The organism is Glutamicibacter sp. FBE19 (assembly GCF_015524875.1).
Classification (GTDB): Bacteria; Actinomycetota; Actinomycetes; order Actinomycetales; family Micrococcaceae; genus Glutamicibacter; species Glutamicibacter halophytocola.
The window spans coordinates 296835-318905 of record NZ_JACKQN010000004.1 but is presented as its reverse complement, the minus strand read 5'-3'; the positions used below and the strand labels follow the sequence as shown (position 1 = coordinate 318905).

The following is a 22071-nucleotide window of genomic DNA, read 5'->3' as shown; positions in this document are numbered from 1 at the left end:
TTCGGCTCAGCCGTCTTGGTTGGTTCCGGCTTCGGCTCAGCAGTCTTGGTTGGCTTCGGCTCAGCCGTCTTGGTTGGTTCCGGCTTCGGCTCAGCAGTCTTGGTTGGCTCGGCCTTTGGAGGCTTTGGCACGGCCGTTGGAGTCAGGGTTTCGAGCTCAACTGCTTTTGGCTTGATCGTTGGCTCATCGTCGGACTCGGTAGGTTCCAGTTCCTGGGGCTCAGCTACTGCCAGTGGCTTAATTGCCGCAGGCTTTTCTTCAGGAACCTCGGTGGTGTCTTCGGTAGCGATGGCCTCTTCGAGGGCTGCTTCCTGTTCCTGGGCTTCCTTCTTCTCTACTGCCTTGCGAACTTCAGCTTCTTCCTTCTGCTGCAAGGTGGCAAGGTGGCCGATGAGTTCATTGCGGAGCTTCTTCTCTGGCTCCACGGCTGATTCGTAGGTGTTGAGGGTGCTGTTGGCGGTGGCTGCAGCCGAGTCGTAGTTGGCTGCGGCATCTTCGGCTGCGCTCTGGGCCGCGTCAGCGTATTCCTGCCAGGCCGAAACCAGTGCTTCTGCCTCGGAGGCGGTGTTGACCGACTGGACCTGCTGTTCGCTCAGTGCATCGATGGTGGCGGCCTTGTAGAAGAGGTCGCCTTCCTTGTTGTCATCCAGCAGGAGGCCCAAGGTGGAGGTGCCAGCGCCATTGCGGTAAATGTCCGAGGCGATAGCGCCCAGGTCCTTGCGGCTCTGAGCTAGGTAGGTCTTTGCATAATCGAGCTGCTTGACGGCCTTCTCGGCTTCGGCGGTGCGCTGGTCGCGCTCTTCGCCAGCGGACAGCAGGGATTCCTGCGCCTCGGCAGCTTCGGTTTCAACCCGCTGCAGTTCAGCGCGGCTTGAAGCCAGGGAAGCCTCGATGCGGGCGATCATGGCGTTTGTGGAGTCTTTGCTCTTCTTGGCCTCTTGGATTTCTGCATCCGTGGGCAGAGCCGAAGTGCTTGGTGCAGCTGCGATGGAGACAGATGCTGGGAACGTAGCTGGAGTGGATGCGGACGCGGGCAAGGCACCTGCAAGGCAGGATGCTGCTAAGGCCAGTGTGCTAGCAGCGACACCGAGCGTGTGGCGAGTAGCCATATCGTTCCTCACTAAGTTCATGGATGACAGGGAGCGTTCAAACCGTGACTTCCTGAGGAGGAAAGGTCACGAATAGGACAAGGCTCCAAATAGCACATTAGGCCAACTGCAACATCCTTGGCAACACTGTTCACATCAGTCACATGAATCCCAAACGTGTAATTCACTTGCGGTTATGGGGTGTGATCTGCGGGAACGCAGGACATTGCGGGCAGATTTTCCTGAAAGAAACCTTGGAAATTTTTTTGGAGGCGTGCAGGGAAGTGTTATCTGAGCGCTCTCATCATGAAGCTTCGGTAACGCTGTGGATGCACTAAAAGAGCTGGGGCTAAGCTGATCCGAATTCCGCCACCAAAAAACTGCCTTTAAAAGGAAGCGTTTTCGGGGAGCTCAAAACGGTGTTCTCCGAAGATTGGGGAAGAGGAGATCTTGCGCGGGAAGATCCAATGTGTCCTGGCTCTCTTTGGAACCCCTTCTGGCCACCGGATTCAGGAAAATTTGTGAGGCAGATCTCAAAAGAAGTTTTGGCGGATTTGGGCTCAAGACCACCCCAAAGCATGCAATCTGTGGTCGTCGATTCCGAAGTGGTGGGCCACCTCGTGCATGACCGTGACGCCTATTTCGCGAACGACATCTTCCCGGGTTTCGCAGGCTCGAAGAGTCGGATTTTTGAAGATCGTGATCTGGTCGGGAAGCGCTCCTGCGCTCCAGCCTAGATCCCTTTCGGTGAGAGCGACACCCTCGTATTGCCCCAGAATTTCAAGGTTTTTTGGTTCGCCTGGACGAGGGGAGTATTCGTCTTCGATAAAGAAAATGACGTTATCCATCATGGCGAAAGCTGCCTTTGGAATGGCGTCGATCGCCTGCTCAACCAGCTGCTCGAACTCGTCATCACTCATCTCTAAAGCCATGTTTTCAGCCTAGTTGCGAACCTCGGAATTGGCATCGAAAAAATGCCCCAGGAGCCGATTTTGCGAAATCAAAAAACCCCACGTATAGTTATTGGAGTCCGCTACGGAGACGCAAGAAACCGAAGCGACTTAGGCCCCCATCGTCTAGCGGCCTAGGACACCGCCCTTTCACGGCGGCGGCACGGGTTCGAATCCCGTTGGGGGTACAAACAACTAATTCATTAGTTGTCAGATGGATAAAATCCATTGGCTTGCGAAAGCAAGGCCCTGTAGCGCAGTTGGTTAGCGCGCCGCCCTGTCACGGCGGAGGTCGCGGGTTCAAGTCCCGTCAGGGTCGCTCGATTTACTAATCTATTAGTAAATTTGGTGTCCACTTAGTGGTACCAGGCTCTGTAGCTCAGTTGGTAGAGCGTTCGACTGAAAATCGAAAGGTCACCGGATCGACGCCGGTCGGAGCCACGCAGGCCCTCGGTTTACCGAGGGTTTTACTGTGTGTATTGAAAGTAATTCAAAACACTAGGCCCTGTAGCGCAGTTGGTTAGCGCGCCGCCCTGTCACGGCGGAGGTCGCGGGTTCAAGTCCCGTCAGGGTCGCCAATAAACAGATGCTCCGGTTTTCCGGGGCATTTGCTGTATCTGGGGCCAGTTAGTTGGCGCGCCCCAGATGGCGTGGACCGATCCAGCGGTTGCTCAGCCGGCGATAGGCCGCAGCGGCTCCAGTCATATCCCCGTCATCCAATGCCTGCAAGCCGTCCAGGAGATCGCTGGCTGAATCGTCGGGCCAAACTATTTCAGCCAGCAGCCCGTAGTCCAGCTCAATCACTGCACGGCTATCAAAGGACTCCAGCCAGCTGCCCAGGGCGCCCAGCTCCTCGAAGAGCTGCGACTGCGGCGCGTGGGCCACCAGGGTCTGGACTGCCCACGCCAGTCGTTCCACTGCCTGATCGAAGCCAATGTACATGCGCACGGTCTTCAGGCGGTCGCCCTCATGGATCACTTCGTGCTCGTCTTCTTCGCGGAACAGGGCGAACCAGCTCAGCGGAATGCCCCATGAAGACGTGCGGGTGTGAAGGTGCGTCAGATCCCCTGCGAGCCGGTCGGGATTAACGCGCTGTGCATTAGCCTGCCGGGAAGCTGGAGGAACGAGAAGGTCGAAAACTTCAGGCCGGATGGCTTCTTCAGCCTGTTCGGCCGCTAGCAGGCTGCGTGCCTGCAACTGCCCTGGGCAGTAGCGGGTGTGCTCCGTGCCCTGGTAATCCAGGGTCTTGATGGCCCGGAAGAATTCTGGCTCATTGTGCGGGAAAGGGTCGGAAACGCTGCGCAGGGAGCGCTGCCAAAGGCGTTCGTTCTCAAACTCGTCCCATTGCTGGGCGGTCCGCTGTGGCGTGCGCAGAATGATTGACTGGGCCCAGTCTTCAAAGGTGTCCAGCGGTTCATAAACACGAAGGTGCGCCGTGGCCGAAGTGAGCTCATTGGTGGGCCCAGTCAATTTAGCAGCCATGGTCAGTCCGAGAGCTCCACGATCACCGGCGCGTGGTCGCTAGCGCCCTTGCCCTTGCGTTCCTCGCGGTCAATGCTTGCCGCGGTGACTCGTGCGGTGAGCGCTGGGGAGGTCAAGGAGAAGTCAATGCGCATGCCTTCGCCCTTGGGGAAGCGCAGCTGGGTGTAATCCCAGTAGGTGTACTGGCCCTCGGTGTAGCCGCGAACGACGTCGCTGAAGCCCAGATCCTCAAAAGCGGTGAACGCCGCGCGCTCGGGAGCCGAAACGTGCGTGAGCTTGTTTTCCAGGAAGAAATCAATGTCCCAGACATCTTCATCCTTCGGTGCGATATTCCAGTCGCCCATCAGGGCGATCTGGGCCTCCGGGTTCTCGGCCAGCCATTGCCCGGAGCGTTCCTTGAGCTCGTTGAGCCAATTCAGCTTGTAGGCCATGTGCTCATCGTCCAAGGCCCGGCCGTTGGGCACGTACAAGCTCCAGATGCGAATGCCGCCGCAGGTCGCAGCCAGGGCGCGCGGCTCCTGGATCGGGTTCTTGCCGCCCTTGCCGAATTCAGGCTGGCCCGGGAAGGTGCGCTGCACATCTTCAAGGCCTACGCGTGACGCGATGGCCACGCCGTTCCATTGGTTAACGCCAAAGTGCGCTACCTCGTAGTCATTGTTCTCGAACAATTCCCACGGAAAATTCTCGTCTTTGCATTTCGTTTCCTGGATAGCCAGGACATCTACGTCGGTGCGTCGCAGCCAGTCCTCAACGCGGTCGGCGCGGGCTCGCAGCGAGTTCACATTCCAAGTTGCAATCTTCACAAGTTCAACCTATCAAGTTTGCTGACCTGTGCCACTTCAATTTACTTGGAAGTCCGAGTATATTCGAGTGCAGAAGGTGACGCCAATCACTCCAAGGAGGCAATGTTGCCTGAAATCCTGACGGAACGTCGCGGCCACTTAGGCCTCATCACGCTTAACCGACCCAAAGCCCTCAACGCTTTGAATACTCAAATGTGCCAGATATTTCTTGATGCTTTGCTCGGTTGGCGCGATGACCCCGATATAAGCCAGGTCGCCGTCCAGGGTTCGGGGGAGCGCGGGCTATGCGCCGGTGGCGACATTGTCGCCATATACCAGGACATCAAGGAGCGCACCGGATCATCCGAGAACTTCTGGCGCATCGAATACCAGCTCAACGTCTTGATCAATGAGTATCCCAAGCCCTACATTGCCTTGATGGACGGCATCGTGCTCGGTGGAGGAATCGGCATCTCTGCGCACGGAAGCCATCGAATTGTTACCAATGCCAGCAAGTGCGGCATGCCGGAAGTCGGCATCGGGTTCTTCCCTGACGTTGGCGGAACACATCTGCTGGGCAAGGCCCCGCGAGCAGCGGGACGGCTGGCCGCATTGACCGGAACTAAATTTGGCGCGGCCGATGCCATCCTCCTTGGGCTGGCTGACAGCTATGTGCCGCAGGAAAAACTGCCGTCGTTGCTGGCAGCACTGGAAACCGAGGCTGCCCAAAGCGCTATCGGACGCTATGCGGAAAGGCCGCCTCAGGGCTTCATGCGCGAGCCGTGGGTGCAGGCCTTTGACGAGGACAATCTCCGCGCGGTGCTTCTGCCGCTGCAAAACAGCGATGCACCTCGAGCACATGAGATGGCCGAAGCACTTCGTGCTGCTTGCCCCAGTTCAGTGCGGCTGACCAGTGAACTCATGCGGCAGGCCGGCAATGATCTGCGCGCGGATCTCAAGCGGGAATTCCGGGCGGCATTGCATCGCCTGGACGACCCGGACTTCGCAGAAGGCATCCGGGCCGCGGTGATCGACAAAGATCGTACGCCGCACTGGGCGGAATCTCTGCCCGGGATGAGCCATGAACAACGAACCGAACGGCACCTCGGCCCGCTTCCGGGTGCCGAACTGAACTACGCCTTGCTGGGTGCAAGCCGAGGAGAAAAGAGCGCATCATGAGCGACAAGCCAGTCATCGGCTTTTTGGGCCTGGGCCATATGGGTTTGCCCATGGCCATCAACCTGCATCGTGCCGGCTATCAGCTGAAGGGATTCGACGTGGTTCCTGCGGCGGTACAGGCCGCGCAGGATGCCGGGATCGAAACCGTGGGCAGCGGCGCTGAAGCCGCCGTCGACGTTGACATAGTGCTGACCATGTTCCCTTCCGGGCAGCATGTTCTTGACGCCTATGCGCAGTATCTTTTGAAAAGCGCCAAGCCCAATACGCTGTTTCTGGAATGCTCCACCATTGATGTTGCCCAGGCCCGGCAAGCCGCGGAGCTTGCGGTGGCAGCTGGCCACCGCAGCGCGGATGCCCCGGTGTCTGGCGGCGTAGTAGGCGCCGAAGCGGGGACCTTGACCTTCATGCTCGGCGCGCAGGGCGAGGATTTGGAAGAGATCACCGCGGTCCTTGAGCACATGGGCAAGAGGATCGTGCACTGCGGTGGTTATGGCGCAGGCCAGGCGGCCAAGGTCTGCAACAACATGCTGTTGGGCATCTCCATGATCGGGGCGGCCGAGGCCTTTGTGCTCGGCGAGCGATTGGGCCTGGAGCATCAGGCGCTCTATGACGTGATTTCCTCGGCTTCGGGCCAATGCTGGGCGGTGACCACCAACTGCCCGGTGCCTGGCCCGGTGCCGACCTCGCCGGCAAACCGGGATTATCAGCCAGGGTTTGCCGCGGCCTTGATGGCCAAGGATCTTGGGCTGGCAGCCAGCGCGTTGGAACATACCACCACAGATGCCCAGCTCGGTTCCCTTGCTGCTGCCCTGTATCGGAAATTCAGCGACGAGGGCAATGCGGGAACGGATTTTTCCGGCATCATCAACGCCATTCGCGATGGATCGCTATAGGAAATCCCCGGAGGCCTTGCGGAAGCGGGCAAGGATTTCGAAAAGCTCGATGGCGTCCATGCCGGAGAGCTTGCTCTGGGCGAAAAGCTGCTCGTTGAGATCGTCCCGGGCCGCGCCGAGGACTTTCTGCCCTTGAGCGGTGAGTTCCAGCAGTCGGGTGCGGCCATCGGTCGGGTGCGCAATGCGGCGCACCAGGCCGGTGGATTCCAAGCGGTCTACCGAGTTGGTCAGGCTGGTGGCGTGCACCTGGAGCAGGTCGCTGGCCTGGCTCATGGGCAGCGATCCCCGCTTGGAGAATCCCAGCAGGGCCAGGACCTCAAAACGCGCAAAGGTCAGTCCGTGCGGCTTGAGGATCGCATCGGCGCGCTGCAAGAAGATCGACGCAGTGCGCATTACCGCGGTAATCGCGGCCATGGAATCAGCTTGGGCTGTCCATCCATGTGAAATCCACTGTTCCCGGGCCTGGGCAATCGGGTCGCGTGGCAACGGAGAAGTCATTTGAATACCCCCATAAGAAGACCTAGTCCAACAATATACTTGGACTTCCTAAGGTTTGGAAGGAGAACCCCCATGGACCTATTGGGTGTGGCACAACAGCTGGGCGATCGCGAACATGAACGCCTGCTGGAAGTGAGAGAACTGGTGCAGGACAAAATCCGCAAGCAGTCCATCAGGTACTGGAACCGCGAAGAATTCCCCAAGGATCTGGTGGCACTGCTGGCGAAGCATGGATTAGCCGGAATGCAATTAGAGGAATGCTCGCACCTGCTGCGCGGTCTGATTCATGCGGAAATCGCCAGGGCGGATATCTCGCTGTCCTCGGTGGTGGGCATCCACAATGAGCTGGTGGTCGGGATGATTCATGAACTTGGGTCCCAGGAGCAGCAGGACCAATGGCTGCCCAAGCTCATGGCCTTTGAAGCTTTCGGCGCTTTTGCGCTGACCGAACCCGAGCACGGCTCTGACATCGCTGGGGGAGTGCAATGCACCGCCCGGCGCGACGGGGACGCATACGTTATTTCCGGCGCCAAGCGCTGGATCGGCATGGGGACCATAAGCGACTTCGCACTGATCTGGGCCAAGGACGAAGGCACCGGAGATCTCGGCGCGTACCTTGTGGAATCCGACCGCCCGGGCTACAGCGCCACCAAGATTGAGCATAAAATCGGGCTGCGGATCATGCAAAATGCGGACATCGCTTTTGACCAGGTGCGGATCCCGGTGGCCAACAAGCTTCCCGGGGCGAGCAGTTTTGCCTCCGCCAACGGTTTGCTGATGCAATCCCGGGCCTGGGTGGGCTGGCAGGCGGTTGGCGCGATGATGGCGACCCTGGATATCTGCCAGGCCTACGCCCTTGAGCGCCAGCAATTCGGGCAGCCCATTGCGTCCTTCCAGCTGATACAGCAGCCGCTGGCGCAGATCGCCGGCAATTTGAGCCTCTGCCTGTCGATGATGGGCGATATTGCCCGCAAGCAGGAGCGCGGAGACCTGCAGATGGTTGATGCGGCCATGGCAAAGTCCACTGCCACCCGGCTGGCACGGGAATCTGCGGCGCTGGGCAGGGCGATGATGGGCGGCAATGGCGTGGTGAGCGATTTCGAGATGGCCAAGGTGTTCTGCGACGTGGAAATCCTGCACACCTATGAAGGCACCTACGAAATCAATTCGCTCATTGTCGGGAGGGCGCTGACAGGCATCAGCGCGTTCGTGTAGCGGGCTTTGAGCGGATCGAAAGCCAATAAAATAACTAACAAGTACTTTCCATTTTGGAAAGTACTTGTTAGTGTTGGGGTATTCGAAGGTTCGCAGGCAAAGGAGCAGGATCATGAAAGCGACGTTCAGCACTTGGTACCTCACCGCGATCATCGCGACGGGATTGGCCTTTTTTGCGCTTGCGCTCAGCGCGTACGCCACCGGTCAGCAGGCCTTGATTTTCATCGGCATGGGGATCTTCATGGTTACCACCATGACAATGGCCTCGTTGTTTGCGCAGCGGCAGCGCAAGGCCCTGGCATTGGACAGCAAATGAGCTCGGAACAGGAACTGGGCCCCGAGGAGCAATTGGCCGCGCTGGGCAAGGCGCAGCAGGGCATGGATCGCGCCTCCGGGTACGGCGCCAGATTGCTGGGATCCTATTGCATTGCCCTGGGCCTGCTGATCGGCGGGCTCGCGGCGCTCTTGCAGATCTATCGCCCTGATGAGAAATTCGCCGGATTCATCGTCATCATGGCGCTGTTTGCCGCAGCTGTTCTCGCGATGTCCCTGGCCTATGGGAAGCTCTACCGTTCGCTTCCGAGGGGATACTCGAAAATGTACCTGCGCGGATTTATTGCCAGCATGGTGCTCTACGCGGTGTCAGTGGCATTGATTGGCGCCGGACCGCTGGATTGGCCGGCAATGGCGCTCATTGGCGTTGTTGTTGCTGCGCCATTGTGCGCAACTGGAATTGCGATGGTGCGGCGATGAGCGCCCATGCCCGGGATCGGCTGAATGGAGATTTCTCGAATCCCCTGCGGCTATCGGTCATGGGATCGCTGCAGGCCGTGGACGAGGCTGATTTCAAGTCCCTGAAAGAAGCCCTGGGCGTCTCCGATTCGGTGCTTTCGCGGCATTTGAGCGCGCTTGAAGCTGGCGGCTACGTGCAGATCAAAAAAGGGTATGTCGGCAAAAGGCCCCGCACCTGGGCGAAGCTCACCTCGACCGGGCGCAAGGCCTTTGCACAACATGTTCAAGCGCTGAAAGAGATTACCGGTTTGATGTAATCCCTAGGAGCGCCACCACTGATCCCAGTAGGTGGCCGGCACCGCACGCTTATGGCGCGAGGCCACAAAGCGCTTCTCGATGGCCTCGGCGGCCGATTCGGCAACTTCGCGGCCCTCGAGGTAGTCATCGATCTGATCGTAGGTCAGGCCGAGCTCTTCCTCATCTGCTCGCTGTGGCTGGCCATCAAGCAGGTCAGCGGTGGGCTTCTTGGACCAGAGCAATTCAGGAGCCTGCAATTCACGCAGCAAGGCCTGGTTCTGCCGCTTGTTCAGGCCGGCCAGTGGCAGCAGGTCGGCACCTCCATCGCCAAACTTGGTGAAGAAGCCGGTCACCGATTCGGCGGCGTGGTCGGTGCCCAAAACCAGCATGCCGCGATCGCCTGCGATGGCATATTGCACGATCATGCGGGTGCGGGCCTTCGCGTTGCCGCGGTTGAAGTCGCTGATCCTCGGGTGGCCGGCATCGGCGATCGCTTCATCCAGGGCAGCTACCGGCTTGGCGATATTAACCTCGAACTGCTCATCGGCGGCAATGAAGTCCATGGCCGCTGCGGCGTCGTCGGCATCCTGCTGCACCCCGTGCGGGAGGCGTACCGAAATGAAGCGAGCCTCGCCCGAGGCTTCGCGCACTTCCTGAACCGCCAGCTGGGCCAGGCGTCCGGCCAATGTGGAATCAATTCCGCCAGAAATCCCCAGCACAAAGCCCTTGGCGCCGGTCGCGGCGAGGTAGTCCTTGAGGAAATCCACGCGACGCCTGATCTCCTGCGAGGCGTCGATTTCCGGGCGTACGCCCAGCTCTTCAATGATCTCTGCTTGCAATTCACGCATGTCTTCAATCCTAGGCAGTCGGCACGGCTAGAGGAGGCCAGGGGCCGCGTTTGCCTCGAAAATTAATCTGTTCTCAACATACGCTGCAACGGCGACCGGCTACTGCTGGGCTTGCTCCGGATCCCAGCCGAGGCTGCGTGCAATCTTTTCCAGGGTCTGCACCACCGCGTCATATTCCGAGCCGTCCAGATCCTGCCCGAACTGCGTGCGGATCTTTTCCACCAGCTCGCTGAGCTTCAGCAGGGAGATGTGGCCGCGGTCGGTGATCGAATACTCGCCGTCGTGGACGGTGACCCAGCCCGATTCCACCAGTTCGGCCAGGTGCTCGTTCAATGATTGCGGCTCATCCTCGGAAGCGAAGAAGGGCGAGAGCCCGGCATTCAGCTGCGCCTCGGTGGCCGGTTGCTGCTCGAGCAAGTTGAGCACCTGCCACTGCCGGCGTGTCACACCGTGTTCTTCCAAGGTCGCTGCAAACTGCTCGTCAATCAGCGAATCCACCAATTTTAGCCAGTATCCCAGGGGGCGTTGTGCGTTCATAAAATCAGCCTAGCGATGATGCCGACTAGAATCGAGAGTATGAGCAAAACCAGCGCCCGAGAGCGGCTAAAAGAACTGATCCAAGAACTTGCCATTGTGCGCGGCAAGGTCATCTTGTCTTCCGGCAAGGAAGCTGACTACTACATCGATTTGCGCCGAGTCACCCTGCATCAGGAGGCCTCGGGCCTGGTGGGCGAAGTCATGCTTGATCTGCTGGATGAAGCGAAGCTCGAGTTCACCAACGTTGGCGGCTTGACCATGGGCGCAGACCCGGTGGGCACCGCAATCATGCACACCGCGCGCGCCAATGATCGCGCCGTGGATGCCTTCGTGGTTCGCAAGGCGCAGAAGTCCTACGGCATGGGCCGCCAGGTCGAGGGGCCAAGCGTCGAGGGACGCGATGTCATCGTGCTGGAAGATACTTCCACCACCGGTGGCTCGGCGCTGACCGCCGTTGAAGGCGTGCGCAAGGCCGGAGGCAATGTGATCGCTGTAGCTGTGATCGTTGACCGCGATACCGGCGCCAAGGAACGCATCGAAGCAGAAGCTGGCGTTCCGTACCTGTTCGCCTACGGCAAGGACGAGCTGGGCCTGTAGCCAGCCAGGACTTTTGCCTGCAGCCCGCCATTCCGGTTTTCCGGGATGGCGGGTTTCATTTCTTAATTGGCGCGTGGTGGCGCAGTTGTATCGCGGGGAACCAGTACCGCTGGCAATTGCTGTGGCGCGGTGGCTTCTTCGCCGTCAAGTAGCGACAGCAGCAGGCGCACCGCGTGGCTGCCCATCTCATGCAGTGGTTGGCGCACCGTGCTCAGCGCCGGAGTGCTCTGTGCCGCAGCGGGAATATCATCAAATCCGATGATGGAAAGGTCCTCGGGCACGGCCAGCCCGCGTTCGGCCGCAACGCCCAGGGCTGCCAGGGCCGAGATGTCGTTGGCTGCGAAAATTGCGCTGGGCGGCTGGGGAAGATCAAGCAGGCGCCGGGCCGCTTCTACCGCTGCGTCATGCTGGTAATCGCCCTGCTCGATGAGCTGTTCATCATGGGGGATGCCGGCGTTCTCCAGCGCTTGCCGGTATCCGGCCTCGCGCAGGTGCGCTGATTTCAGATCCTCGCGGCCGCGGATGTGCCCGATGCGCTGGTGCCCAAGTCCCAGCAGGTGCTCCGTGGCTTTTTGCGCTCCACCGGAATTATCCACGTCCACAATGATGGGCATGTCGGTGCCGGCCTGAGGGTCGATCGCCACCACTGGGACCGGGCTATGGGGGATTTCAACGGTGGGAGTCACAATGATGGCGCCGTCGATGAGCGTGCCGCCCAAGCGCGAGAGCGAGCGGCGTTCCCAGCCGATATGCCCTTCCGGCGTGAGGTTACCTGCGTACGCCATCAGATCGTATTTGGTGCCGCGCAGGGTGGCGGAAATTCCATTCAGCAGCTCCAAGGCGAAGGGCTCGAATTCGGCCACCAGGATGCCGATGATATTGGTGCGTGAATTGCGCATGGAGGAGGCAACCAGCGAGGTTTCGTATCCGAGCTCGTTGATGACCTGGTGCACGCGGGCAATGGTTGCCGGCGCGACACCATAGCGGCCGTTGACCACCTTTGAAACGGTGGATACCGAAACCTCGGCGACGCGAGCCACATCGTTGATGGTGACCCTGGTTGCCACCTGGTTTTCAGCAGGCGCTGGCAGCCATCCGGCGGTGGCATTCACGGGGTGTTCGGTCTCAGGGGTCATCACCCGACTAACAGTAGCGCATATTTCCGCTAAAACAGTGGAGTTTGCGGGCGCATGACATGCCGCAGAGGAAATTGCGATAACGTTTTCGCCAATGATTTCGAAAACGTTATCGAAAACGATTGACATGACCTGCGTCACGGTGCAATTCTTGGTGAAGCCAAGTGCCTGCCGCGCGAAAGCCGGCAGGGCCAACTCACCACCACCACTGCTCAGGAGCACACGCATGCTATCCACGTCCCGCACCGCAAGAATTCTGGCGCTGGCAGCCACTGGCTCGCTGCTTTTCGCCGGATGCGCTTCCGGATCATCAACGTCCGGGGATTCAGCCGACGGAAGCACCACCGTTACCTGGTGGCACAATTCCAACAACGGCGAAGGCAAGGCCTACTACGAAAAGGTCGCCAAGGATTTTGAAGCAGAGCACCCAGGCGTGGACGTCGAAGTCCAAGCCATGCAGCACGAAGACATGCTCACCAAACTCGATGCGGCATTCCAAAGCGGCGACGCGCCGGACGTCTACATGGAACGTGGTGGTGGAGAGCTCGCAGCCCATGTGGCCGCCGGACTGACAAAGGACCTCAGCGACCTGGCCAGCGAAGAAATCGGCTTCCTGGGCGATACGGCTGGCGGCTGGCAAATTGATGGCAAAACCTACGCCCTGCCCTACTCGCTGGGCGCAGCAGGCTTCTGGTACAACAAGGCCCTGTTCAAAAAAGCCGGCGTTGAAAAAGCCCCGGAAACCTGGCAAGAACTCCTCGACGCCAGCAAGAAGCTCAAGGGCGCAGGCATCACCCCGCTCTCGGTGGGCGCGGGCGACAAATGGCCTGCGGCTCACTATTGGTATTACGCCGCAGTCCGCGAATGCTCCGAGCAAACCATGGCCGATTCCGTGGCCAACATGGACTTCAGCGACCAGTGCTTCGTGAAGGCCGGCGAAAACGTGGATGAACTGATCAAGGCCGAGCCTTTCAACGCTGGTTTCCTGTCCACCCCGGCGCAATCCGGGCCAACTTCGGCCTCGGGCCTGCTCGCCACCGGCAAGGTCGCCATGGAGCTCGCCGGCCACTGGGAGCCAGGCGTGATGCAGGGACTGACCGAAGACGGCAAGGGCCTTGGGGCTGACACCGGCTGGTTCTCCTTCCCCGCCATCGAAGGCGGCCAGGGCAATCCGGAAGCGCAGCTCGGCGGCGGCGACGCCTGGGCAGTGGCCCAAGATGCACCGGATGAAGCCGTGGAATTTGCCAAGTACATGCTCTCCGAAAAGGTCCAGCGTGGTTTTGCAGAACTTGATATGGGCCTGCCGACCAATCCCAAGGCAACGGATGCCGTTGCAGATCCAGCTCTGGCTTCCATGCTGGAAGTGCGCGATAAGGCTCCCTATTTCCAGCTGTACTTTGACACCGCCTTCGGCGCATCCGTGGGAGGCGCCATGAATGATGAAATCGCCTTGCTCTTCGCTGGCAAGTCAGACGCGCAGAAAATCGTTGACGCCAGCCAAGATGCCGCCGACTTGGAGAAGTGATTCGGGTCGTGGCTCAAGAAGCAACTTGTGTATCAAGCTCCGTGGCCGAGCGCACCGCGCCACAGTCGGGCATCAGCGAACGGCAGGCCGGCGCGCGCAGGGCGGATAAGGCCGAGCGGCGCGGGCGCAGGCCCTCGGACCGGCGCAAAACGCTGGAGATCCTGTTCTTCGTCAGCCCGGCGCTCGTGCTGATCGCCGTGTTCATGCTGCTGCCCATCATCCAAGCTGTGCGCTTCTCGGTGTACAACTGGAAGGGCTTCGGCCCGCTGGTGGACTTTGTCGGGCTGAAAAACTACGCACGGGTGCTGCAAAACGAGGTCTTCACCGATGCGATGATCCACAACTTGATCATCATCGGCGGATCCATTGCTCTGCAGCTGCCCATAGGCCTGGGCCTCGCCCTGCTGCTGAATCGGAAGATGAAGATCCAGTCGCTGCTGCGCACGATCATCTTTGTTCCCTACGTGCTCTCCGAAGTGATCGCCGGTGTCATCTGGTTCCAGCTGCTGCAGCCCCAGTACGGGGTAATAGACACCATCATGTCCAAGCTTGGCGTCCAAGGCCCGGCCCAGGGGTGGCTGGGTACACCCGAACTGGCACTGTGGACCGTGCTGGCGGTGCTGACCTGGAAGTACCTTGGCCTGGCCGTCATCCTGTTCTTGGCCGGGCTGCAGGGCGTGCCCTCCGAGCTCTACGAAGCCGCGGAGATCGACGGGGCATCCTGGTGGCAAATCCAGCGCAAGATCACCATTCCGCTGCTCGGCCCCACCCTGCGCACCTGGGGGTTCCTCTCGATGATCGGCTCGCTGCAGCTGTTCGACATGGTGTGGATCCTCACCGGCGGCGGGCCGGCCAACGCCACCACCACCATGGCCAGCTTCCTGGTATCCGAAGGCACCAAAAGACAGAATTTCGGTGTGGCCGCAGCCGCCTCGGTGGTGCTGTTCATCGTTGCCCTGGTCCTCGCCGTGTCCTACCAGCAGTTTGTCCTCAAGCGGGACTCCCAGCCAGATGGCGGACGAATCAACCCGAAGAAGGTCAAAGCATGAGCGCCACCGTGGCCACCGGCCCGCAGCACACCCCGGCACAGGCCCTGCGCGCCAAAAAACGAGCCGGGAACCAAGGCAGGAATGTCGCCATTTACGCCATCGCCCTGGCGGTGGTGGCACTGACCCTCGGCCCGGTGCTCTATGGCATCCTCGGCGGTTTCCGCAGCAACGCGCAACTGGCCGAAAACCCGTCAGGCTTGCCGGAGCCATGGGTGCTGGACAACTATTCCGGGGTGCTGAAAAACCCGGACTTCTGGCAGTACGCGCTGAATTCGACCATGATCGCGGTCATCACCACGGTGATTGTCGTGGTCCTGGGCATTATGGCCGCCTATCCGCTGGCCCGCTATCAATTCCGGATGCGCGAGCCGATCTTCATGGTGTTCGTGCTGGGACTGCTCTTTCCCGCTACCGTGGCCATCGTTCCGCTGTTCATCCTGATCACCCGCGATCTGCATATGGGCAACACCTGGTGGGGCGTGGCCTTGCCGCAGGCGGCCTTCGCACTGCCCATGACCGTGGTCATCTTGCGCCCGTTCCTCATGGCCCTGCCCCAGGAATTGGAGGAAGCCGCGCAGCTGGATGGGGCCAGCCGGATTGGCTTCTTCTGGCGCATCTTGCTGCCACTGTCCGGTCCGGGCATGGTCACCGTGGGCGTTCTGGCCTTTGTCGGCTCGTGGAATGCCTACTTGCTGCCGCTGCTCTTGCTGCAAGGGGATATGCGCACCCTGCCATTGGGTGTTGCGGATTATTCCAGCGAGCACTCTGCGGATACCGCTGGCGTTTTCGCTTTCACCGCCTTGGCGATGATCCCCGCGCTGATTTTTTTCCTCGCCATGCAAAAGCGCATCGTCAACGGGCTGCAGGGCGCAGTCAAGGGCTGAGACTGCGGGCCTCCAAGCGCACCCGATCTTCTTTTGAGAATAGGATTTTCATGAAAACTGCCGAGCAGACCTGGCGCAATGCCAACCTTCCAACAGATCAGCGCGTTGCCGCGCTTCTAGCGCAGATGACGCTCGAAGAAAAAGCGGGGCAGCTGGGCTCCTACTGGATCCGTCCGGAGGAGAAACAACACGACGGCGAGAGCAATGTGGCGCCGATGGCCGATACTTTCGGCGGCGGCCCGAGCTTCGAGACAGCCATCAAGAACGGACTAGGCCACATTACCCGGGCCTTTGGCACCGTTCCGCTGGACCCGGGCCAGGGCCGCGCCCGGCTCGCCGAACTGCAAGAGCAAGTTATTGCCTCGAACCGCTTCGGAATTCCAGCCATCGCCCATGAAGAGTGCCTGACCGGCTTCACCGCCTTGGGTGCCACCTGCTACCCGGCATCCATTGCCTGGGGAGCAACCTTCAACCCGGAACTGGTCCAGTCCATGGCAGCGCATATCGGGGCGGATATGAAAAAGATGGGCGTGCACCAGGGCCTGTCCCCGGTATTGGATGTTGTGCGCGACTACCGCTGGGGACGCGTGGAAGAAACCATTGGAGAAGATCCGCACCTGGTAGGAGAACTCGCTGTCGCTTATGTGAAGGGGCTGCAGGGTTCTGGCGTCAATGCCACCCTGAAGCATTTCGCCGGCTACGCCGCTTCGCAGGCCGGACGCAATCACGCACCGGTAGCCATCGGCCAGCGCGCTTTGGAAGACATCGTATTCCCGCCATTTGAACGAGCAGTGCGCGAAGCCAAGGTCCAGTCGGTGATGAACTCCTACGCGGATATCGACGGCGAAGCGCCAGCGGCCAGCCGCCGGCTGCTCACCGGCGTACTGCGTGAACGCTGGGGATTCACCGGCACCGTGGTGGCCGACTACTGGGCCGTGAGCTTCCTGCACAGCATGCATGAAATTGCCGACAGCGAAGATGCTGCAGGCCTGCTGGCCCTGAGCGCCGGCATGGATGTGGAACTGCCCGAAACGATCGCCTTCGCTCGCCTTGCGGAGGCGGTGCGCGACGGCGGCTTGGACGAAACGATCCTGGACACTGCGGTACGCCGCGTGCTCACCCAGAAGATCGAGGCCGGACTGCTGGATCCTGGCTACAGCCCTGAGCAGGCCTGGCTGGGCACAGACGTGGAATTGGATTCTGGGCAGAACCGGGCGCTGGCCCGTGCCATGGCAGAAGAGTCCATCATCCTGCTGCGCAATGAGCAGATCCTGCCATTAACGAACCCGGCCCGCCTCGCGGTGATCGGCCCTAGCGCCACCCAGCCACGCACCCACCTGGGCTGTTATTCCTTTACCAACCACGTGTACTCGCGCTTCGCCGAACAAGAAGACCACGGCGTGGAGATGGTTTCCATTCTCCAGGCGCTGCGCGAGTCTCCGGCGCTCGCCGGAAGCCAGATCGAATATGCCCGTGGCGTGGACTTCACGGACCTTGATGATGCGGGTATTGAACAGGCCGTTGAAACAGCTCGGAATGCTGAAGTGGCGGTAGTGACCGTGGGTGATTTGGCAGGCCTCTTTGGCCGCGGAACGTCCGGTGAAGGGTGCGACGTGGTGGATCTGAAACTGCCCGGGCGGCAAGCTGAACTTGTTGAAGCCGTGCTGGAAACCGGTACGCCCACCGTCCTGGTATTGGTCACCGGCCGCCCGTATTCGCTGGGGCAATTCGCTGGTCGGGCGGCTGGCATTGTCCAGTGCTTCATGCCAGGGGTGGAAGGCGGACCAGCGTTGGCGGGTGTGCTCACCGGTGAAGTGAATCCTTCGGGCAAATTGCCGGTGCAGATCCCTGACCATGTCGGCGGGCAGCCCGGAACCTACCTGGCGCCTAAATTGGGATGGCATTCAGATGGGGTATCGAACCTTGATCCGCGCCCGCTCTATCCCTTCGGCTACGGACTGTCCTACACGAGTTTCGAAATCTCCGCGCTTGAGTTATCAGCCACGGAAATCCCGACGGAAGGGACGCTGGAAGTCAGCGCGACCGTGACCAATACCGGGGAGCGCCAGGGGGCCGAAGCCATTCAGCTGTATCTCTCCGATGAGATCTCGCAGGTAGTTCGCCCACGGCGCTGGCTGGCAGGCTTTGCGAAGATCAAGCTCGAAGCGGGGGAGTCGAAACGAGTGGCCTTCACTGTGCATGCGGATCGGACCTCGTTTACCGGGCTTTCCGGCCGCCGGATCGTGGAGCCTGGAAAGTTCACTGCGGCTATTGGCTCCAATAGCGAGGATCTGGGCCAGCAGGAAGCGTTCAAGATTGTCGGGGAGATCCGCGAAGTCGGTGAAGGCCGGGTAATGGATACTCCGGTGGTTGTTAGCTAGCAGCTACGCGGTGCGCCGGCGCAGGGTCAGCGATCCGACAAGCAGCGCCACGACGATCCACGCAACGATCACCAGCATGCTGAAAGCAGTGTCCGAATCCGTGGTCCCTGCTGCGACGTCAGAAAGGGTGTCGATGGCATGGGACAGTGGCAGCCAATCGCCGATGGATTCAAGGACTCCTGGAAGCTGTTCTCGGGGAAGGATGATTCCCGCCAGCAAGAATTGGGGGATGACCAAGGCCGGCATGAATTGCACGACCTGGAATTCCGTGCGGGCGAAGGCGCTGGCCATGAGTCCAAGGCTGATTCCCAGCAGGGCATCCAGCGCGGCCACGGCGAACATCAACCAGAAACTGCCTGAGATTTCCAGGCCGCAAACCCAGACGGCAAAGCTCGAGGCAATGATGGTTTGGACGATGGCGATCATGGTGAAAGCCACCGCGTAGCCAAAGATGAATTCCCCCTTGGCTAGCGGCATGCTCAGAAGCCGTTCAAGCGTGCCGCTGCGCCGTTCTCGCAGAGTGGCGATGCTAGTGACAAGGAACATCACGACAAAGGGAAACAGGGCAATCATGGATGGGCCGATACGCTGAAAAGCAGGTGTATCGGTGAAAATCCAAGCGATCAATCCGATCAGGAGGCTGGGGACCACGAGCATCAGGGCAATGGTTCGCGGGTCGTGGCGGACTTGATTCAGCACCCTGCCGGTGGTGGCTAATGTTCTGCGCATTATTTGCTCCCATCTGCGCTGGCACGGTGCCGAGGTGCCGAATCAGGGTCAGGGGTGGCATTGTCATGCGAATTCGAAGCGCCCGTATCAATGAGTTTCAAAAACGCGGTCTCCGGATCGGTGGCGCCGGTGCGTTCCATGAGTTCGTACGGTGTCAGTTGTGCGAGTATTTTTCCTTCTCGGAGCAGCAGGATTTGATCGCAACGCATGGCCTCATCCATAACGTGGCTGGAAACCACCAAGCATAAGCCGGTGGCGGCCAGCCGTGCGAATAGGCCCCACAAATCTGCGCGCAGCACCGGGTCAAGCCCGACCGTGGGCTCGTCAAGGATGACAATTTCAGGGCTGCCCAGCAGCGCGATGGCCAGTGAGACGCGATTGCGTTGGCCACCCGAGAGGTCAATGACCAGGCTGGAAGCCTGCTCGGAGAGGTCAGTGCCTTGGATGACACGGTTCACCTCTTCATCGGGGAGCCCAAGAATTTTGGCGAAATAGGCGACGTTCTGCGTTACCGTCAGATCGTCATAGACACTGGCTGCCTGGGTCATATAGCCGACTTTGTGCCGCAAGGCCTTGCTGCCTGAGGGCAGGCCGAGGACGGTGACGGTGCCGCTGGTGATGATCTGGTTGCCAACGATGCTGCGCAGCAGCGTGCTCTTGCCGCTTCCGCTGGGACCGAGCAGCCCGATGATCTTGCCCGCTTCAAGCTGGAAGCTCAGCTGGTCCAGGACCAGATTCTTGCCCCTCTTGACGTTGAGCTCTTGCACGTCGATACAAGCCGATTTATTCATCACATAATGAATTAGAGACCCGTTTGGCTGACAAGTCAATGCTTTTGGATAGGAAGATCCCCGGTGAGGTAACGCTGAATTGTTGGCGCTACAAGTTCGATGAGCTCATCATCATCCATGGAGGCCAAGGGCTCCAGGGCAACAACATACCGGGCGATAATCAGGCCGATGAACTGGCTGGCCACCAGGGCAACACGCGCTTCTGCAGTTTCCTGCGGCAGGCGGGCGCCCACACGGGAGAAAATCTCTTTCTGGATGAACGGCTTTAAAATTTTTGCGGCGTTGTTGCTGGAAATCAACCCTCGAACCATGGCTATCGCAGGTGGCCGAAATGCTGGTTTTCGCCAAGTGCTGATCAGGGCACTGGTCAGCGAGTAGCCCAATTCTTCCAGCGGTGCGGTTACCGCCTGCCCAATGATGGCTGCCGGGTTGACCGGGAGGTGCATGGTCTGGATGAAGAGCTCGCTCTTGTCCTTGAAATAGTGGTGCACCAAAGCTGGATCCACTGAGGCGCGGCGGGCCACGGAACGCAGGCTCGCCCCCTCGAAGCCGGCATGGGCGAATTCCTTGGATGCGGCTTTGAGGATCTTGGACTTTGTTGATCCGGTGGTACTTCCCTTGGGGCGTCCGCGCTTGCGGGCACCGGGGACTTCGTTTGGTACTGGCTCACTCACTGCTTCAGGATACGTCTCGGGGCGCAGATTCGCTGATGTCCCGGAAAACGCTGAAGGCCGGGCAAAGCCCGGCCTTCAGCGTGCGTCGAGAACTACTTCTTCGTTGCAGGAGTTTCAGTTGGTTGCGCGCCCTTGGCCAATTCTGCATGGAGGTTCGCTACAGATGGGTACTGCAGGTCCGGGCGGAACGGGAAGGTGTCCATATCTTCGCGGGCGGTGATGCCGGTGAAGACCAAAGCGGTCAGCAGGCCAGCTTCCATGCCAGCAACAATGTCGGTGTCCATGCGGTCGCCAATCATTGCCGTGGTTTCCGAATGCGCATCGATGCGGTTCAACGCGGAACGGAACATCATTGGATTCGGCTTGCCCACCACGTATGGTTCGCGATTGGTTGCTCGAGAGATCAATGCGGCGATGGCGCCCGTTGCGGGCAAGAGCCCTTCGGCCGATGGGCCGGTGGCGTCCGGGTTGGTGGCGATGAACTTGGCGCCACCTTCAATGAGCCGGATTGCCTTGGTGATGGCTTCGAAAGAGTAGGTGCGGGTCTCGCCCAGCACCACGTAGTCCGGGTTCTGGTCGGTCATGATGAACCCTGCATCGTGCAATGCCGTGGTCAAACCCGCTTCACCGATCACAAAGGTGCGGCCACCCGGGCGCTGGCGGGCCAAGAACTCTGCCGTGGCCATGGCCGAGGTCCAGATGTTCTCCTCTGGAACGTCCAGGCCCGAAGCGAGCAGGCGGGCGCGAAGGTCGCGAGGGGTGAAGATGGAGTTATTGGTCAAGACCAGGAAACGCAGATTGTTCTCACGCCAGTACCCCATCAACTCTGCGGCACCCTTAACGGCCTGATTTTCGTGGACAAGAACGCCGTCCATATCAGTGAGCCAGCACTTGATGTCATGGACGGTGCGTGCGGCGCGGTTGGTAGTCGTCACGAGGTGAAGTCCTCCCTGATGAAATTGTGGTGGGAGCTATCTGCGTTGAAAGATTCCCCTGCTAATAAAAAGACTACACAGCCTTGGGGAATTGCGCCGTGAACAAGGGCACGATCAGAAAGAACTACGCTTAATAGCGTGAATCAAGAATTGCATGACCCGGTCAATGACCCCAGCGAGCAGCATGTCATCGGAGTGGGCCCCTGGGAAGGGGAGCTCCCATTTGATGAAAAGTATGATCCTGAGCTGCTGGAACTTGGCGACCGGCGCAATGTCGCTGACAAATATCGTTACTGGAAAATGGATGCCATCATTGCGGATCTAGACGAGCGCCGCCATGACTTCCATATCGCCATTGAAAATTGGCAGCATGACATGAATATCGGCACGGTAGTGCGCAGCGCCAACGCGTTCCTGGCCAAGGAAGTGCACATTATTGGCCGTCGCCGTTGGAATCGAAGGGGTGCAATGGTGACAGATCGTTACCAACATGTGCGTCATCATCCAACCGTCGAGGATTTTGTTATCTGGGCCGAATCCGAGGGGCTCACGATATTGGGAATCGACATTTTCCCGGACTCCGTGCCGCTGGAAACCTACGATATTCCCAAGAATTGCGTCTTGGTCTTTGGCCAAGAGGGGCCCGGTTTGAGCCCGGAAGTTCACGCTGCTGCCAAGGACACCTTGTCAATTGAGCAATTCGGCTCAACGCGTTCAATCAATGCCGCCTCTGCTGCCGGAATTGCCATGCACGCATGGATCCGCAGGCACGTATTTGGGCAGCGGGTCAGCTAACGCAGAAATTATTACTGAAGAGTTTTAGTCGAGCATCTGGATTAGTTACATTTTTGCGCATACGCTGTTAATCG

The 22071-nt window shown here is 59.7% G+C and carries 23 protein-coding genes, 4 tRNA genes and 1 pseudogene; 16 read left to right on the top strand and 12 right to left on the bottom strand.

Annotation, left to right across the window (positions count from 1 at the left end; translation table 11 throughout):
* Both H6F58_RS09690 and H6F58_RS09685 read right to left on the bottom strand, forming a co-directional pair.
* Positions 1–1109 (bottom strand): annotated as a pseudogene (locus tag H6F58_RS09690) (hypothetical protein); the annotation flags it as partial.
* A 539-nt stretch (positions 1110–1648) separates the two neighbouring features.
* Positions 1649–2020 carry a metallopeptidase family protein gene (locus tag H6F58_RS09685; protein WP_146277363.1) on the bottom strand — a complete coding sequence of 124 codons (372 nt, stop codon included), beginning with the start codon at positions 2018–2020 and terminating at the stop codon, positions 1649–1651.
* A gap of 133 nt (positions 2021–2153) precedes the next feature.
* Between H6F58_RS09685 and H6F58_RS09680 the strand changes: the two genes are divergently transcribed.
* From H6F58_RS09680 to H6F58_RS09665, 4 genes are all read left to right on the top strand, one after another.
* Positions 2154–2226 (top strand) — tRNA-Glu (locus H6F58_RS09680).
* Between the two features lie 57 nt (positions 2227–2283).
* Positions 2284–2357: transfer RNA gene (locus tag H6F58_RS09675), tRNA-Asp, on the top strand.
* A gap of 49 nt (positions 2358–2406) precedes the next feature.
* Positions 2407–2479 (top strand) — tRNA-Phe (locus H6F58_RS09670).
* Between the two features lie 60 nt (positions 2480–2539).
* Positions 2540–2616, top strand: a tRNA-Asp gene (locus H6F58_RS09665).
* 49 nt (positions 2617–2665) lie between these two features.
* On the opposite strand, the gene H6F58_RS09660 is transcribed toward H6F58_RS09665, so the two are convergent.
* Together H6F58_RS09660 and H6F58_RS09655 are read right to left on the bottom strand one after the other, a co-directional pair.
* On the bottom strand, positions 2666–3520 hold the full coding sequence (locus H6F58_RS09660) for a hypothetical protein (protein WP_146277365.1): 855 nt from the start codon (positions 3518–3520) through the stop codon (positions 2666–2668).
* A gap of 2 nt (positions 3521–3522) precedes the next feature.
* Entirely contained in the window at positions 3523–4323 is an 801-nt protein-coding gene (locus tag H6F58_RS09655) for an exodeoxyribonuclease III (protein WP_060700299.1), read from the bottom strand.
* A gap of 102 nt (positions 4324–4425) precedes the next feature.
* Between H6F58_RS09655 and H6F58_RS09650 the strand changes: the two genes are divergently transcribed.
* The gene (locus tag H6F58_RS09650) at positions 4426–5481 is read left to right on the top strand and encodes a 3-hydroxyisobutyryl-CoA hydrolase (protein WP_244652507.1); all 1056 of its coding nucleotides are present in this window, start codon (positions 4426–4428) and stop codon (positions 5479–5481) included.
* Positions 5478–6374 (top strand): 3-hydroxyisobutyrate dehydrogenase, encoded by an 897-nt coding sequence (gene mmsB, locus H6F58_RS09645; protein ID WP_060700300.1) that lies wholly within the window; start codon positions 5478–5480, stop codon positions 6372–6374. Before H6F58_RS09650 ends, mmsB begins: the two co-directional genes overlap by 4 nt.
* On the opposite strand, the gene H6F58_RS09640 is transcribed toward mmsB, so the two are convergent.
* The gene (locus tag H6F58_RS09640; protein ID WP_146277367.1) at positions 6369–6872 is read right to left on the bottom strand and encodes a MarR family transcriptional regulator; all 504 of its coding nucleotides are present in this window, start codon (positions 6870–6872) and stop codon (positions 6369–6371) included. The two genes, mmsB and H6F58_RS09640, sit on opposite strands and share 6 nt — an antisense overlap.
* A 72-nt stretch (positions 6873–6944) precedes the next feature.
* On the opposite strand from H6F58_RS09640, the gene H6F58_RS09635 reads away from it, so the two are divergent.
* From H6F58_RS09635 to H6F58_RS09620, 4 genes are all read left to right on the top strand, one after another.
* Positions 6945–8087, top strand: coding sequence for an acyl-CoA dehydrogenase family protein (locus H6F58_RS09635; RefSeq protein ID WP_195181666.1), 1143 nt, complete (start codon positions 6945–6947; stop codon positions 8085–8087).
* A 112-nt stretch (positions 8088–8199) separates the two neighbouring features.
* Positions 8200–8403: a hypothetical protein gene (locus H6F58_RS09630; protein ID WP_195181665.1), complete on the top strand. Its 204-nt coding sequence runs from the start codon at positions 8200–8202 to the stop codon at positions 8401–8403.
* The gene (locus H6F58_RS09625) at positions 8400–8840 is read left to right on the top strand and encodes a hypothetical protein (RefSeq protein WP_195181664.1); all 441 of its coding nucleotides are present in this window, start codon (positions 8400–8402) and stop codon (positions 8838–8840) included. Before H6F58_RS09630 ends, H6F58_RS09625 begins: the two co-directional genes overlap by 4 nt.
* Positions 8837–9136, top strand: a complete 300-nt coding sequence (locus H6F58_RS09620; RefSeq protein ID WP_146277376.1) for a transcriptional regulator — start codon at positions 8837–8839, stop codon at positions 9134–9136. Before H6F58_RS09625 ends, H6F58_RS09620 begins: the two co-directional genes overlap by 4 nt.
* A 3-nt stretch (positions 9137–9139) precedes the next feature.
* Here H6F58_RS09620 and nadE read toward each other — a convergent pair whose 3' ends face one another.
* Both nadE and H6F58_RS09610 read right to left on the bottom strand, forming a co-directional pair.
* Positions 9140–9964, bottom strand: a complete 825-nt coding sequence (nadE, locus tag H6F58_RS09615) for an ammonia-dependent NAD(+) synthetase (RefSeq protein WP_195181663.1) — start codon at positions 9962–9964, stop codon at positions 9140–9142.
* A 99-nt stretch (positions 9965–10063) separates the two neighbouring features.
* Positions 10064–10501 carry a MarR family transcriptional regulator gene (locus tag H6F58_RS09610; protein WP_146277380.1) on the bottom strand — a complete coding sequence of 146 codons (438 nt, stop codon included), beginning with the start codon at positions 10499–10501 and terminating at the stop codon, positions 10064–10066.
* 39 nt (positions 10502–10540) lie between these two features.
* Here H6F58_RS09610 and pyrE point away from each other — a divergent pair, with 39 nt between their 5' ends.
* On the top strand, positions 10541–11098 hold the full coding sequence (gene pyrE, locus H6F58_RS09605) for an orotate phosphoribosyltransferase (protein WP_171919695.1): 558 nt from the start codon (positions 10541–10543) through the stop codon (positions 11096–11098).
* Positions 11099–11160: 62 nt separating this feature from the next.
* Here the strand turns inward: pyrE and H6F58_RS09600 are convergent, their stop codons facing one another.
* Positions 11161–12165, bottom strand: a complete 1005-nt coding sequence (locus H6F58_RS09600; RefSeq protein ID WP_060703249.1) for a LacI family DNA-binding transcriptional regulator — start codon at positions 12163–12165, stop codon at positions 11161–11163.
* A gap of 295 nt (positions 12166–12460) precedes the next feature.
* On the opposite strand from H6F58_RS09600, the gene H6F58_RS09595 reads away from it, so the two are divergent.
* From H6F58_RS09595 to H6F58_RS09580, 4 genes are all read left to right on the top strand, one after another.
* Positions 12461–13759, top strand: coding sequence for an extracellular solute-binding protein (locus H6F58_RS09595; RefSeq protein ID WP_195181662.1), 1299 nt, complete (start codon positions 12461–12463; stop codon positions 13757–13759).
* Positions 13760–13830: 71 nt separating this feature from the next.
* Positions 13831–14808 (top strand): sugar ABC transporter permease, encoded by a 978-nt coding sequence (locus tag H6F58_RS09590; RefSeq protein ID WP_236995306.1) that lies wholly within the window; start codon positions 13831–13833, stop codon positions 14806–14808.
* On the top strand, positions 14805–15692 hold the full coding sequence (locus tag H6F58_RS09585; protein ID WP_146277382.1) for a carbohydrate ABC transporter permease: 888 nt from the start codon (positions 14805–14807) through the stop codon (positions 15690–15692). Before H6F58_RS09590 ends, H6F58_RS09585 begins: the two co-directional genes overlap by 4 nt.
* Before the next feature lie 50 nt (positions 15693–15742).
* A complete protein-coding gene (locus tag H6F58_RS09580) occupies positions 15743–18073 on the top strand; it encodes a glycoside hydrolase family 3 N-terminal domain-containing protein (protein ID WP_146277384.1) in 2331 nt (776 codons plus the stop codon).
* Between the two features lie 3 nt (positions 18074–18076).
* On the opposite strand, the gene H6F58_RS09575 is transcribed toward H6F58_RS09580, so the two are convergent.
* The 4 genes from H6F58_RS09575 to H6F58_RS09560 form a co-directional block, all read right to left on the bottom strand.
* Positions 18077–18802: an ABC transporter permease gene (locus H6F58_RS09575; protein WP_146277386.1), complete on the bottom strand. Its 726-nt coding sequence runs from the start codon at positions 18800–18802 to the stop codon at positions 18077–18079.
* Positions 18802–19593, bottom strand: a complete 792-nt coding sequence (locus H6F58_RS09570) for an ABC transporter ATP-binding protein (protein ID WP_146277388.1) — start codon at positions 19591–19593, stop codon at positions 18802–18804. Before H6F58_RS09570 ends, H6F58_RS09575 begins: the two co-directional genes overlap by 1 nt.
* Before the next feature lie 35 nt (positions 19594–19628).
* Positions 19629–20267, bottom strand: a complete 639-nt coding sequence (locus H6F58_RS09565) for a TetR family transcriptional regulator (RefSeq protein ID WP_186467999.1) — start codon at positions 20265–20267, stop codon at positions 19629–19631.
* A 92-nt stretch (positions 20268–20359) separates the two neighbouring features.
* A complete protein-coding gene (locus tag H6F58_RS09560) occupies positions 20360–21202 on the bottom strand; it encodes an HAD-IIA family hydrolase (RefSeq protein ID WP_060700315.1) in 843 nt (280 codons plus the stop codon).
* Positions 21203–21340: 138 nt separating this feature from the next.
* On the opposite strand from H6F58_RS09560, the gene H6F58_RS09555 reads away from it, so the two are divergent.
* Positions 21341–21997, top strand: a complete 657-nt coding sequence (locus H6F58_RS09555) for an RNA methyltransferase (RefSeq protein WP_146277392.1) — start codon at positions 21341–21343, stop codon at positions 21995–21997.
* Positions 21998–22071 lie beyond the last annotated feature (74 nt).